Genomic DNA, 13,482 nt, shown 5'->3' with positions numbered 1-13,482 from the left:
TGCCAGGATCGGGCCCTTATCCGGCAGGCTCGAAGTAGAACGAAATGATCTCCGCACTCTCCTCGACCTTGGCCGCCACGATGAACTCCCGCGCGCCACGCCAGCCGCCAGGCGCCTGTTCCTTCTGGTCGTAGATGCTTTTTCCGCGCCGATCAGGATATCGGCCAGTTGACCGTAGGCAGCGCCCCAGGCGGCCATCACTTCAGGCGTGGCGATCTCGTCACCCAACACTTCGCAAATGGCACGCAGCAAACAGCTGCCAACGATCGGGTAATGCTCCGGCAGGATTTGCAAGGCCACGTGCTTGTTGATGATCTTGGCCACCAGATCGCCCAACTGGTCGAGTTGATCGATGTGACGCGCATACATCAGCACACCGTTGGCCAAGGCACGCGGCTGGTCACCACTGGCCTGGTGGGCCTGGTTGAACAAAGGGCGCACTTCAGGGTATTCGGAGAGCATCATCCGGTAGAAATGGGTAATTAATGCTTCGCCACCGCTTTCCAGCAACGGCACGGTGGATTTGACGATTGCACGATCTTGAGCGCTCAGCATAAAGTAACTCCTGGGTTTCTATTCGTTTGCCCTTACGTATCAGTTTTCATGCCAGATTTAATTTTCATATAAATCAATAACTTACCAACTATATAGTCATTTAGACCTGATGTGATTTATAGTCATATCGACTATATGGAGTCACTATGACTGCAAAATCCTTGCTCACCACGCTGCTTCCGCTGGTCTCTGACCTGTCCCGCGAGCTCCCGGAGGGCGAGCGTTATCGACGCCTACTCGAAGCCATGCGCGCCCTGCTGCCGTGCGATGCCGCAGCCCTGCTGCGCATCGATGGCGAATGGCTGGTGCCCCTGGCAGTCGACGGCCTGAGCACCGATACCCTGGGGCGGCGCTTTAAAATCAGCGAGCATCCGCGCTTCGAAGCGCTGCTCAGCAGTCCGGGCCCCACCCGGTTTGCCGCCGATAGCGAGTTGCCAGACCCCTACGATGGGCTGGTCGATGGCCTGCATGAGCATCTGGAAGTCCATGACTGCATGGGCTGCCCGTTGTTTATCGACGAACACCCCTGGGGCCTGCTGACGCTCGATGCCCTCGATCCGCAACGCTTCGAACCGATTGAGCTGGATGCACTGCAAGCGTTCGCCAGCCTGGCGGCGGCCACGGTCAATGCAGCCGAACGGATCGAGCGCCTGGCCAACAGGGCCGAAGACGAGCATCAGCGCGCCGAGGTTTATCGCCAGGCGAGCGGCCAGCAGAACCGCGAGATGATCGGCCAGAGCAAAGCGCTTAAACGCTTGGTGGAAGAAATAAACCTGGTCGGCGGCAGTGATCTGACCGTGTTGATCACCGGTGAAACCGGCGTCGGCAAAGAACTGGTGGCGCAGGCGATCCATGCCGCCTCGCCGCGTGCCGACAAACCGATCATCAGCCTCAACTGCGCCGCCCTCCCCGACACGCTAGTCGAAAGTGAACTGTTCGGGCACGTGCGCGGCGCCTTCACCGGCGCCACCAGCGACCGTCGTGGCAAGTTCGAACTGGCCAATGGCGGCACGCTGTTTCTCGACGAAGTGGGCGAGCTGTCGCTGACTGTGCAGGCCAAACTGCTGCGCGTGCTGCAAAGCGGCCAGCTGCAACGGTTGGGGTCGGACAAGGAACACCAGGTGAACGTGCGCTTGATTGCCGCGACCAACCGCGACCTGGCCGAGGAAGTGCGCAGTGGTCGCTATCGTGCCGATTTTTATCACCGGCTGAGCGTCTACCCCCTGCTGGTGCCGGCGCTGCGCGACCGCGGGCGCGATGTACTGTTGCTCAGCGGTTTCTTTCTGGAACAGAACCGTTCGCGCATGGGCCTCAACAGCCTGCGCCTGAACAGCGATGCCCAGGAGGCTCTGCTCGCCTACACTTGGCCGGGCAATGTGCGCGAGCTGGAACACTTGATCGGACGCAGTGCGTTGAAGGCTTTGGGTAATTGCAAGGTACGGCCGAAGATTCTCAGTTTGAGTGCGGCGGATCTGGACCTGCCCAATGGCAGCGTCCAAGCAGTGCCAGAGCAACCCGCCGGTGCAGCGGTGGCAACGGTGTCAGGCGACCTGCGTGAAGCAACCGAAAATTATCAGCGACAACTGATCAGCGCTTGCCTGGAACGCCACCACGACAATTGGGCCAGCGCGGCGCGGGAGCTGGGCCTGGACCGGGCGAATCTTGGACGCATGGCCAAGCGCCTCGGCATGAAGTAACCAAGGATCGTTCGATCTTTTGATCCATCGAACATCGATTGAATGCTAAAGCCTGCCCCCGACAAGTCGATAACCCGGCATCAAAAGTTTCTGGCGATTGGCACCCTCGCCCACCACCTTTCCACAGAAGGTTTATATGTCTTCCACCAAAGCCCGCGCAGATTCACTTTCGCTTCTGCTGTTTACCTTGCGCAGCGGCAAGCTGATGGCGATCAACCTGCTGAAAGTCAGTGAAATCATTCCCTGCCCGCCGCTGACCAAACTGCCGGAGTCGCACCCGCACGTCAAAGGCATCGCCACCTTGCGCGGCGCGTCGTTGTCGGTGATCGACCTGAGCCGTGCCATCGGCGAGCGTCCGCTGGAAGACCCGAACGGCGGTTGCCTGATCGTCACCGATGTCAGCCGTTCGAAACAGGGTCTGCACGTGCAAGCGGTAAGCAAAATCGTCCACTGCCTGACCACCGATATCCGCCCACCGCCCTACGGCTCTGGCGGCTCGCGTGCCTACATCACCGGCGTGACCTCGGTCGACGGCGTACTGGTGCAAGTGCTGGACATCGAAAAAGTCATCCACAGCATCGCCCCGGCGCAGATCGAAATGGCCCCGACCGACCTGTCCATGGAAGACGCCGACGTCCTCGGCAACGCGCGTATTCTGGTGGTCGACGACAGCCAGGTGGCGTTGCAGCAATCGGTGCACACCCTGCGCAACCTCGGTCTGCAATGCCACACCGCCCGCAGCGCCAAGGAGGCCATCGATTGCCTGCTGGACTTGCAAGGCACCGAGCAGCAGATCAACCTGATCGTTTCAGACATCGAAATGTCGGAGATGGACGGCTATGCCTTTACCCGGACCTTGCGTGAAACCCCGGATTTCTCCCACCTCTATGTGTTGCTCCACACGTCTCTGGACAGTGCGATGAACAGCGAAAAGGCGCGTCTTGCCGGCGCAAACGCCGTATTGACCAAGTTCTCCTCGCCGGAACTGACCAAGTGCCTGATCGAAGCCGCCAAGACCGTTGCAGAACAGGGTCATTAAGGTGTGAGCAAGGATTTCTGTTTTCTGATGCGGCGCAACCTCGCTGCAGCGGTGCCCGCGATCACTTGGCCGCCGGGTATTGTCCTCAGCCAGTACCGCCCGGACCGGGCTGAAGCCGTTCATCGCTTGATGGAACAGGGTTATCTGCACGGTGGCGGTCGCGTGCCGGTACTGGATACCTGGCAACGGCGTTTTGAAACCGATCCCGAGTACGACCCGTCCCTGTGCTTCATCGCGCTGGACGATGAAGGGATTGTGGGTGTCTGCCAGTGCTGGACGAGTGCCTACATCAAAAACCTGGTGGTGCATCCGCGGGCCCAGGGCCGAGGTGTAGGCCGGGCACTGCTGCTCCATGCCTTCAACATATTCCAGCAAAGGCGCGAAGGATTTGTTGATTTGAAGGTGCGGGAAGACAACCTGAGGGCGCTGCGGTTGTATGAGCGTGTCGGGATGTATGTGGTCAGGCGCGAACCGGTGCCTGCCTGATATCGCCAGGATCGCAGCCTTCGGCAGCTCCTGCCGACGAACGCAGCCCACCCTGCAGGAGCTGCCGAAGGCTGCGATCTTTAGGCGGTCGGGCAAACTTATCCTGTCGAGGCATACTCCAACCTCGGACAACCCATGCCCCAGGATCCCGAAACCCATGAAAGCGATCACCCTGACCTTCATCTGCCTCGGCGCCCTCGCCACCCAGGCCCAGGCTTCCAGCTCAGACGCCTGGGCCGCCTTCGACAAGGCCGTGCTCACCAGTTGCACCAAGGCCAGCGGCCTGAAGAACGCCAAACCGGTCGGTAACGCCGCTCAATTCGATGACCGCGTTGGTTACACCGCTGTGTTGCTGCAGGGTCAATATCCGCAAAAACACATGAAAGGCCAGCAAGGCACCGAGCTGTGCCTCTACAACAAGAAAAGCAAAACAGCCTATGTCACCGAGTGGGACTCGATCCGCCCGACCGCCAAGACCCGCTGAGTGGCGCATAACTTGCTTCCAGGCAGGCCTGCGCGGTGATTTTCCGTCACCGCTTGACTGCCTTCGGATGCGACTGACTGCTCAATGAATACGACGTTTTCCTGCGTAGGCTGCGGCAAATGCTGCACCGATCACCATGTGCCCCTGACCTTGGCGGAGGCCCGTATGTGGGCGGCGGATGGCGGCCAGGTGATCGTCTTGGTCGAGGCCTTTCTCGGCAATGGCCTGGGTTTGCCTGAGCAGCAACGTGAACACGCCGAACGGCGTTCGGTACAGGTCAGCAGCGGCGAAACCGAGGCGTTCGTGGCCATTACCTTTGCCGCCTACAACCAGGGTCGCTGCCGGAATCTTGACGAAGACAACCTGTGTCGCATCTATGACCGCCGCCCGTTGGTCTGCCGCATCTACCCGATGGAGATCAATCCGCACATCCCGCTCGACATCGCGGTGAAGGAGTGCCCGCCACAATCGTGGGAAAGCGGCCCGGACCTGATCGTCGGCGGCACCCTGGTCGATCAGCCACTGGCCGAGCTGATCCAGCGCTCCCGCCAGGCGGACCGCGACGACGTGCTGGTCAAGGATGCGATGTGCGCGCTATTGGGCATTCGCACCACGGCGTTGAAGGGCGACGGGTTCACTGCGTACCTGCCGGACATGGCCGAATTTGCCACGATCTTCGATGAACTGGCCGGCCAGACGCTGCCGGAATGGGCCAGCGAGTGGCTGTTCCATGTGTCAGGCGACGACATCGCCGGCCAGGTGCAAGCCGCCGGTGCCGAGGTGACCAGCGAGACAGCGCAGAACTATGCGTTTATTTCGTTGCGGGCGGCCTGATCTGAAACCTGTCGCGGCCAAGCCCGCCCCTGTGGGAACGAGCCTGCTCGCGATGGCGGTGCACGCATCAGCAATTAGCCTGAAGCCTAGCGCTTACCCATCGAACGACGGGTACCCGGGGGCGCAGCGCCTGGGGTCTTGGTATGGCCATTCTTCGCGCCATTCTTGTACCAAGGCTGGCTGGCGTTTTTTGCCGCAGACAGCTCGCCTGGCTTGAACGGGAACTTGAAGGCCGGGATTGCAGTTTTGGTTTCGCTGTCTGCGTTGGAGTCGACGCTGTCTGGCAGGTCTGCCGGGGCGTCGCTCGAAGCGTCGGCAACCGGCGGTTGTGTCGGGGAAGTCATGAAAGCTCCGGGTGATGCAAAAGAGTCGGGCCCGGTCAGCGAGCCGCGAAAGGCGGCAGTATACCTGCCCGGCCGACCCGCGCACGCGCACCTTCGGTCGGCGCTGCAAGAATTTTCAACGTCTGCTGACAACCGCTGCCTACGGGTAGGTGACGGTGCCTATTACCGGCTTGGCGGCCAAACTGACAGCGCTGTCAGTTGGCAGTCACTTTGCTGACGGTGTAACAGGGCTATAAGGGAGGTATAAATCTCCCTCCCCTTTCGATCTTCTGCCCGGCGCCCACTCGCATGCGAATCCAGAAAAAGACCGCCCTGCTCGCCACCCTTCTGATCGCGCTGATGGCGCTGGGCATCTGGTACCTGAGCAAGCCAGCCACGGCGAAACTGGCCACGCCGACCGCCATTCCCGTTCGCGTAGTGAACGTCGCTGAAAAAGATGTTCCGCGCTTTGTCAGCGGCATTGGTTCGGTGCTGTCCCTGCACAGCGTGGTAGTGCGCCCACAAATAGACGGCATCCTCACCAAAATCCTCGTCAAAGAAGGCCAACTCGTCAAAGCAGGCGACCTGCTGGCCACCATCGACGACCGCTCCATCCGCGCCAGCCTCGACCAGACCCGCGCCCAACTCGGCGAAAGCCAGGCCCAACTGCAAGTCGCCCTGGTCAACCTCAAACGCTACAAACTGCTCACCGTCGACGACGGCATCTCGAAACAGACCTACGACCAGCAACAAGCCCTGGTCAACCAACTGAAAGCCACCGCCCAAGGCAACCAGGCTTCAATCGATGCGGCGCAGGTACAACTTTCCTACACGCAGATCCGCTCCCCGGTCACCGGCCGCGTCGGTATTCGTACCGTCGACGAAGGCAATTTCCTGCGCATGACCGACACCGCTGGCCTGTTCACCGTCACCCAGATCGACCCGATCGCGGTGGAGTTTTCCCTTCCCCAGCAAATGCTGCCAACCCTGCAAGGCCTGATCAACGATCCCGAGCACGCCCAGGTCAAGGCCTACATCGGCGCCGACACCGATGGCGAAACCGGCAACCTGCTCGGCGAAGGTCACCTGACCCTGATCGACAACCAGATCAACGCCAACACCGGCACCATCCGCGCCAAGGCCGAATTCGACAACGCCAGCCAGAAGCTCTGGCCCGGTCTGTTGGTCACGGTAAAAATTCAGACAGCCCTGGACAAGGCTGCGCTGGTAGTTCCACCCACGGTCGTACAACGCGGGCTTGATCAACATTTCGTGTACAGGGTCAAGGGTGACAAGGTCGAGATCGTCCCCGTGCAGATGGTGTATCAAGGCAGCGGGCAGGACATTATCAAGGGCGTGAAGCCCGGCGATGTGCTGGTCAGTGATGGCCAGTCCCGGCTCAAGCCCGGCTCCACGGTGCAGGTGCTGACCGAGCCGCCGCAGGTCGTGCAGTCGGGGCCCAAGTCATGAAAGGCCGCGGTTCGGTTTCCGCCTGGTGCATCGATCATCCGGTCGCGACGATCCTGCTGACGTTCGCCCTGGTGCTGCTCGGGGTGATCGCGTTCCCGAAATTGCCGATCGCGCCCCTGCCGGAAGCTGAATTTCCCACTATCCAGGTGGCCGCGCAATTGCCCGGGGCCAGCCCGGAGACCATGGCTTCATCGGTGGCCACGCCACTTGAAGTGCAATTCAGCGCCATCCCCGGCGTGACCCAGATGACTTCGAGCAGCGCCCTGGGCTCGACCAACCTGACCCTGCAGTTCACCCTCGACAAAAGCATCGACACCGCCGCCCAGGAAGTTCAGGCGGCGATCAACACGGCCTCAGGCAAACTGCCCAAGGACATGCCTAACCTGCCGACCTGGCGCAAGGTCAACCCGGCCGACAGCCCGGTGCTGATCCTCAGCATCAATTCGACCCTGCTGCCCGGCCCGGAACTCAGCGACCTGGTGGAAACCCTACTGGCACGGCAGATCAGTCAGATCGACGGCGTAGGCCAAATCAACATCACCGGTCAGCAACGTCCGGCGATTCGCGTCCAGGCTTCCGCCGACAAGCTCGCAGCGATCGGCCTGACCCTGGCCGACATCCGCCTGGCCATCCAGCAGACCAGCCTCAACCTGGCCAAGGGTGCGCTGTACGGCGAGTCGAGCATTTCCACGCTGTCGACCAACGACCAGTTGTTCCACCCCGAGGACTACAGCCAACTCATCGTTTCCTACAAGGACGGCGCCCCGGTTCACCTGCGCGACGTCGCCAAAGTCGTCAACGGTTCGGAAGATGCCTACGTACAAGCCTGGGCCGGCGATCAACCCGGGGTGAACCTGGTGATCTCGCGCCAGCCCGGCGCCAACATTGTCGAAACCGTTGACCGCATTCAGGCCGCCCTGCCCGGCCTCGAAGCCATGTTGCCGGCCTCGGTGCAGGTAAAAACCCTGATCGACCGCACCCAGACCATCCGGGCGTCTCTTCACGAGGTGGAAATTACCCTGCTGATCGCGATCGCCCTGGTCGTCGCGGTCATGGCGCTGTTCCTGCGCCAGCTCTCCGCAACGTTGATCGTCTCGGCGGTACTGGGGGTTTCGCTGGTCGCCACTTTCGCCCTGATGTACATCATGGGCTTCAGCCTGAATAACCTGACCCTGGTTGCCATCGTGGTGGCCGTGGGGTTTGTGGTCGACGACGCGATTGTGGTGGTGGAGAACATCCACCGTCACCTGGAGGCCGGCGATGGCATGCGCGAGGCGGCGATCAAGGGTGCGGGCGAGATCGGTTTCACCGTGGTCTCGATCAGTTTCTCGCTGGTGGCGGCGTTCATTCCGCTGCTGTTCATGGGCGGTGTGGTCGGGCGCTTGTTCAAGGAATTTGCTCTGACCGCGACCTCGACCATTCTCATTTCCGTGGTGGTTTCGCTGACGCTGGCGCCGACACTCGCCGCGTTGTTCATGCGCAAACCGGTGCATCACGCCCACGACAAACCATGTTTCAGCGAACGCCTGCTCGGCTGGTACGAAAAAGGCCTGCGCCGCGCCCTCGCCCATCAAAAATTGATGCTCGGGGTATTCGGCCTGTCGCTTGGTTTGGCCATCGCGGGTTACATCTTTATCCCCAAGGGCTTCTTCCCGGTGCAGGACACCGGTTTCGTCCTCGGCACCACCGAAGCTGCTGCGGATATTTCCTACGGCGACATGGTGAAAAAACACCTGGCCATGGCCGAAATCGTCGCGGCCGATCCGGCCGTGCAGGCGTTTTCCCACTCGGTGGGCGTCTCCGGCAGCAACCAGACCATCGCCAACGGCCGCTTCTGGATTGCCCTGAAAAAACGCGGCGACCGTGATGTCAGCGCCAGCCAGTTCATCGACCGCATTCGTCCGCAACTGATGAAAGTCCCCGGCATCGTCCTCTACCTGCGCGCCGGCCAGGACATCAACCTCAGCTCCGGCCCAAGCCGTGCGCAGTACCAATACGTGCTCAAGAGCAACGACGGTGCAACCCTCGCGACGTGGACGCAGCGCCTCACGGAAAAACTGCGCAGCAACCCGGCGTTCCGCGACATTTCCAACGACTTGCAGTTGGGCGGCAGCATCACCCACATCAGCATCGACCGCAGTGCGGCGGCGCGTTTCGGCCTGACCGCGAGCGATGTCGACGAAGCGCTGTACGACGCCTTCGGCCAGCGCCAGATCAACGAATTCCAGACCCAGATCAACCAGTACAACGTCATTCTGGAGCTGGACACCCGGCAACGCGGCAAAGCAGAAAGCCTCAACTATTTCTACCTGCGTTCGCCGCTGAGTGGCGAGATGGTGCCGCTGTCGGCACTGGCCAAATTTGATGCGCCAACGGTGGGCCCGCTGTCCATTGCCCACGATGGCATGTTCCCGGCCGCCAACCTGTCATTCAACCTGGCCCCCGGCGTGGCCTTGGGTGATGCGGTGATTCTGCTCAATCAGGCCAAGGCCGAGATCGGCATGCCGACCGCGATCAGCGGCAATTTCCAGGGCGCGGCCCAGGCCTTCCAGAGTTCGCTGGCCAGCCAGCCGTGGCTGATCCTGGCGGCGCTGGTGGCCGTGTACATCATCCTCGGCGTGCTCTACGAGAGCTTTGTCCACCCGCTGACCATTATCTCGACGCTGCCATCGGCGGGGCTCGGGGCCGTCATCATGCTGTGGATCTGCGGGCAGGACTTTTCGATCATGGCGCTGATTGGCCTGGTACTGCTGATCGGCATCGTGAAGAAAAACGGTATCCTGATGATTGATTTTGCCCTCGATGCCCAGCGCAACCGTGGCCTGACACCGCAAGAAGCCATCTATGAGGCCTGTATCACGCGGTTCCGGCCGATCATCATGACCACCCTCGCCGCACTGCTGGGCGCCTTGCCGTTGATGCTCGGCTACGGCACCGGCGCCGAACTGCGCCAGCCACTGGGGATCGCGGTGGTAGGTGGCCTGCTGGTGAGCCAGGCGCTGACGCTGTTCACCACGCCGGTCATATACTTGTGGCTTGAGCGGCTATTCCATCGACCTGAACCAGCGCCGGTAGCGGCGCTGGCGACCACAGACTGAGGCGGGGTCATGCGCGTCCTGATTATCGAAGACGAAGAAAAACCGCAGACTACCTGCACCGCGGCCTGACGGAACAAGGCTACACCGTGGACCTGGCGCGCGACGGCGTGGAGGGCCTGCACATGGCGCTGGAAAGTGACTACGCGGTGATCGTCCTCGACGTCATGTTGCCGGGCCTCGATGGCTTCGGCGTGCTGCGCGCGCTACGTGCGCGCAAGCAGACCCCGGTGATCATGCTCACCGCCCGCGAGCGCGTCGAAGATCGCATCAAAGGCCTGCGCGACGGTGCCGATGATTACCTCGGCAAGCCGTTTTCTTTCCTCGAACTGGTCGCGCGCCTGCAAGCGCTGACCCGGCGCAGCGGCGGCCATGAACCGGTGCAAGTGAGCATCGCCGACCTGTGGATAGATTTGATCAGCCGCAAGGCGACCCGCGCCGGGACACGGCTGGACCTGACCGCCAAAGAGTTCTCGCTGCTCAGTGTATTGGCGCGGCGTCAGGGTGAAATTCTGTCGAAAACTGCCATTGCCGAAATGGTCTGGGACATCAATTTCGACAGCGACGCCAACGTCGTCGAAGTCGCGATCAAACGCCTGCGCGCGAAGCTTGACGGGCCGTTCGACGAGAAACTGCTGCACACCATCCGCGGCATGGGCTACGTGCTGGAGAGCCGTAATGTCCAGTAACTCGATCGCCCTGCGCCTCAGCGGCATGTTCACGCTGGTGGCTTTGCTGGTGTTCCTGTTGATTGGCGGGGCCTTGTACCAGCAGGTCGACAAGGGCCTGGGCCTGCTGCCCGAAGCCGAACTGGATGCGCGCTACAGCGTGCTCGAATCCACCGTCGGACGTTACGGCACGCCAGAGCACTGGGTGAAGATCAACAACAAGCTCAAGCTGCTGGGCGAGGAAGACAAGCGCATACGCTTCTGGATCATCAGCGGCGATCAACACTATGAATACGGCGAGCTCACGCCCCAGATCCGCGCCTTTGCCCAAGGCCCCCTGGGCATGCGCGACCTGAAGCTGCCGGACCAGCCTTATCCACTCAAGGTGTTGGTCAGTCAGTTTCCCGCCAAGGACCAGCGTCCCGCGCTGCGCTTCATGATCGGCATCGACACCGAAACCTTTTTCCAGACGCAGCACCACTTGCTGATCGCCCTGATCAGCCTGGCGATCGTTGGCGTGCTGCTGGCTTCTGCGCTTGGCTATTGGGTGGCACGCATCGGCCTCAAACCCCTGATCAAGTTATCCCAGGAAGCCCAACGCCTGGCGCCGCCACTTCTATCCGGCCGCTTGCGTCTGTCGCCGCTGCCACCGGAGCTTGAGCAGTTTGTCGACTCATTCAACTCGACGCTGGAGCGGGTCGAACAGGCCTACTCGCGACTGGAATCGTTCAACGCCGACGTCGCTCACGAGTTGCGCTCGCCGCTGACCAATCTGATTGGCCAGACCCAAGTGGCACTGACGCGCGGACGCTCGGCCGAACACTACTTTGAAGTGCTGCAATCCAATCTTGAAGAACTGGAACGGTTGCGCTCGATCATCAACGACATGCTGTTTCTGGCCAGTGCCGATCAGGGCAACAAGGCGACCAAGCTCACCTCGACGTCGATGGCCGCTGAGGTGGCAACGACGTTGGAGTATCTGGATTTCATACTCGAAGACGCTCAGGTTGAGGTGCAGGTCAGCGGCGACGCGCAGGTGCGAATCGAGATCGCACACCTGCGCCGTGCGCTGATCAACTTGTTGAGTAATGCCGTGCAGCACACCGAGCCCGGGCAGGTGATCCTTGTGCGCATCGAAGCCCAGGCTCATCAGGTCAGCATTGGCGTGGCCAACCCGGCGCGCGCCGATCCCCAGCGAGCATTTGCCACGCTTGTTCGAGCGATTTTATCGGGTGGATGCGTCACGCAGTAACAGTGGCAACAACCATGGCTTGGGGCTGGCGATCGTCAAGGCGATTGCGCTGATGCATGGTGGCGATGTGTTTGTGAGGAGTGATGAGGGCGTGAATACGTTCGGGATTCACCTGCCCGTCTGATACGCCAGCTGGGGTCTTCCCGCTGAAAATGTACTGCCTGAGCCGCCGCAATCGCGAGCAGGGTCATTCCCACAGGGGTTTTCTCCAAAACGTTGAAATCAATTGCGGGAGCGAGCCTGCTCGCGATGCAGGCACGGCAGTCCAACGGTAACAGGCACGCGCCAGGCAGCGGCCTATTTTTGCCCAATGCGCAACAGTCCTTTCACGAATCCACTCTTTTTCCCCTCCTCGTTCAGCCTTATCTTTGCGCCACCAAACAGCACTTGCCAAGCAAGAAGGTTTTAAAGATGTCCAACTCCATGGGTATTGCCAGCGCTTTCGTTTTGTCCTCATTGATCCTGTCGCCGATGGCGATGGCTGAAGAATCCCTGACCTTCGCCGCCCGCAACGCTGAACGCGCTGCGGCGTTCGAAGCCTACCAGGGTGAGATGACGGCCAAGGCTCAGGACGCTGGCCAGACCCCGCAAGCATCGACGCTCCATGCCCAGCCCGAGGCTGGGAAAGACAGCTGACCCGCTGCAGGATCCTATTTCCCTCGACACTTTTCATCGGCTCTTCCCTTTGAAAAGTTGTCTTCAAGCCGCTGCTATCAGCGGCTTTTTTCGCCTGCCAATTCTTGCAACAAGTGCAACGATAGGCAAAACGGTCCACTACCTGCTTAACTCTGTAGGAGCGAGCTCGCTCGCGAAAAACGTCAACGATAACGCAGGCTGTCTGGAACAACGCGATGCCTCGACGTTCTTCGCGAGCAAGCTCGCTCCTGCAAACATGCCTTAACCGAAGTTCACGCAGACCTCATGCCCATGATCGCCAGTCGCCTCCCTCAAGTTTCAGGCAAGACCGGTCGACCTGAACTCATGGTGATCCTCGGCAGCACCCTGACGGTCATCGCGATTCTTGGCATCGTCACCTTCCTGCTGATCCGCGAACATGCCGGAGCGAAGGAGGCCGCCACCCGCAGCGCGACCACCATTGCGCAACTCATCGATGCCGACGTGTTGCGCACCGTCGAGCTCTACGACATGACCCTGCAAGGCCTGATCGCTGCCGCGCAACGGGACGACCTGCGCCAGGTCTCACCGCAGATCCGCCACCTGGTGCTGTTCGACCGCTCCACCACGGCCCGATTCAAGGGCGATATCCTGCTACTCGACAAGCACGGCGAGGTCCTCGCCGACTCATCCCTGATCGAGCCCCGGCCAGGGAATTTTGCCGACCGCGACTACTTTCAGGCCCACGTCACCAACACCGGCAGCGGCATGTACATCAGTCGCCCGTTCAAGCCCCGCTGCGATTGCGAGGACAGCAATGAATGGCGAATCAGCTTCAGCCGTCGCATTGCCTCGTCGAACGGGGAGTTCCTGGGGGTGGCCGTGGCATCGATGCGCCTGACCTACTTCGACCAGCTGTTCAACAGCCTGTACATCGGCAGCGACAGCACGCTGAACATCATCG

At 60.9% G+C, this 13,482-nt stretch carries 9 protein-coding genes and 4 pseudogenes; 11 read left to right on the top strand and 2 right to left on the bottom strand.

Translation table 11 applies throughout. The features are described from left to right. Positions 1 to 555: pseudogene (locus JFT80_RS17525) on the bottom strand (globin domain-containing protein); the annotation flags it as partial. A 146-nt stretch (positions 556 to 701) separates the two neighbouring features. On the opposite strand from JFT80_RS17525, the gene norR reads away from it, so the two are divergent. From norR to JFT80_RS17500, 5 genes are all read left to right on the top strand, one after another. Continuing rightward, complete coding sequence (gene norR, locus JFT80_RS17520; RefSeq protein ID WP_201148711.1) at positions 702 to 2,252, top strand: nitric oxide reductase transcriptional regulator NorR; 1,551 nt, start codon at positions 702 to 704, stop codon at positions 2,250 to 2,252. A 136-nt stretch (positions 2,253 to 2,388) separates the two neighbouring features. Further along, a complete protein-coding gene (locus JFT80_RS17515; RefSeq protein ID WP_201148710.1) occupies positions 2,389 to 3,291 on the top strand; it encodes a chemotaxis protein CheV in 903 nt (300 codons plus the stop codon). Between the two features lie 27 nt (positions 3,292 to 3,318). Beyond that, positions 3,319 to 3,777 carry an N-acetyltransferase gene (locus JFT80_RS17510; protein WP_201148709.1) on the top strand — a complete coding sequence of 153 codons (459 nt, stop codon included), beginning with the start codon at positions 3,319 to 3,321 and terminating at the stop codon, positions 3,775 to 3,777. Between the two features lie 157 nt (positions 3,778 to 3,934). Further along, a complete protein-coding gene (locus tag JFT80_RS17505) occupies positions 3,935 to 4,261 on the top strand; it encodes a hypothetical protein (protein ID WP_201148708.1) in 327 nt (108 codons plus the stop codon). A gap of 84 nt (positions 4,262 to 4,345) precedes the next feature. Then, positions 4,346 to 5,095 (top strand): YkgJ family cysteine cluster protein, encoded by a 750-nt coding sequence (locus JFT80_RS17500; RefSeq protein ID WP_201148707.1) that lies wholly within the window; start codon positions 4,346 to 4,348, stop codon positions 5,093 to 5,095. Between the two features lie 86 nt (positions 5,096 to 5,181). Here the strand turns inward: JFT80_RS17500 and JFT80_RS17495 are convergent, their stop codons facing one another. Beyond that, the gene (locus JFT80_RS17495) at positions 5,182 to 5,439 is read right to left on the bottom strand and encodes a hypothetical protein (RefSeq protein WP_122838798.1); all 258 of its coding nucleotides are present in this window, start codon (positions 5,437 to 5,439) and stop codon (positions 5,182 to 5,184) included. 288 nt (positions 5,440 to 5,727) lie between these two features. Here JFT80_RS17495 and JFT80_RS17490 point away from each other — a divergent pair, with 288 nt between their 5' ends. The 6 genes and pseudogenes from JFT80_RS17490 to JFT80_RS17465 form a co-directional block, all read left to right on the top strand. Beyond that, entirely contained in the window at positions 5,728 to 6,888 is a 1,161-nt protein-coding gene (locus JFT80_RS17490) for an efflux RND transporter periplasmic adaptor subunit (protein WP_201148706.1), read from the top strand. Then, a complete protein-coding gene (locus JFT80_RS17485; RefSeq protein ID WP_201148705.1) occupies positions 6,885 to 9,986 on the top strand; it encodes a multidrug efflux RND transporter permease subunit in 3,102 nt (1,033 codons plus the stop codon). The genes JFT80_RS17490 and JFT80_RS17485 overlap by 4 nt, the downstream gene beginning before the upstream one ends. A gap of 9 nt (positions 9,987 to 9,995) precedes the next feature. After that, positions 9,996 to 10,672 (top strand): annotated as a pseudogene (locus tag JFT80_RS17480) (heavy metal response regulator transcription factor). Beyond that, a pseudogene (locus JFT80_RS17475) lies at positions 10,662 to 12,027 on the top strand (heavy metal sensor histidine kinase). The pseudogenes JFT80_RS17480 and JFT80_RS17475 overlap by 11 nt, the downstream one beginning before the upstream one ends. Before the next feature lie 287 nt (positions 12,028 to 12,314). Continuing rightward, a complete protein-coding gene (locus tag JFT80_RS17470) occupies positions 12,315 to 12,539 on the top strand; it encodes a hypothetical protein (RefSeq protein WP_201148704.1) in 225 nt (74 codons plus the stop codon). 291 nt (positions 12,540 to 12,830) lie between these two features. Further along, a pseudogene (locus JFT80_RS17465) lies at positions 12,831 to 13,482 on the top strand (deoxyribonuclease); the annotation flags it as partial.

Origin of the sequence: Pseudomonas sp. TH10 (assembly GCF_016651255.1) — a bacterium.
Lineage (GTDB): Bacteria > Pseudomonadota > Gammaproteobacteria > Pseudomonadales > Pseudomonadaceae > Aquipseudomonas.
Note: the sequence above shows the minus strand (reverse complement) of the source record. Positions and strands in the feature narration are given on the sequence as shown.

What these genes read in the sequence shown, in the direction of transcription:
- JFT80_RS17485 (WP_201148705.1), top strand. Translation starts at nt 6,885, where the DNA reads ATGAAAGGCCGCGGTTCGGTTTCCGCCTGGTGCATCGATCATCCGGTC.
- JFT80_RS17500 (WP_201148707.1), top strand. Translation starts at nt 4,346, where the DNA reads ATGAATACGACGTTTTCCTGCGTAGGCTGCGGCAAATGCTGCACCGAT.
- JFT80_RS17510 (WP_201148709.1), top strand. Translation starts at nt 3,319, where the DNA reads ATGCGGCGCAACCTCGCTGCAGCGGTGCCCGCGATCACTTGGCCGCCG.
- JFT80_RS17495 (WP_122838798.1), bottom strand. Translation starts at nt 5,439, where the DNA reads ATGACTTCCCCGACACAACCGCCGGTTGCCGACGCTTCGAGCGACGCC.
- norR (WP_201148711.1), top strand. Translation starts at nt 702, where the DNA reads ATGACTGCAAAATCCTTGCTCACCACGCTGCTTCCGCTGGTCTCTGAC.
- JFT80_RS17470 (WP_201148704.1), top strand. Translation starts at nt 12,315, where the DNA reads ATGTCCAACTCCATGGGTATTGCCAGCGCTTTCGTTTTGTCCTCATTG.
- JFT80_RS17505 (WP_201148708.1), top strand. Translation starts at nt 3,935, where the DNA reads ATGAAAGCGATCACCCTGACCTTCATCTGCCTCGGCGCCCTCGCCACC.
- JFT80_RS17515 (WP_201148710.1), top strand. Translation starts at nt 2,389, where the DNA reads ATGTCTTCCACCAAAGCCCGCGCAGATTCACTTTCGCTTCTGCTGTTT.
- JFT80_RS17490 (WP_201148706.1), top strand. Translation starts at nt 5,728, where the DNA reads ATGCGAATCCAGAAAAAGACCGCCCTGCTCGCCACCCTTCTGATCGCG.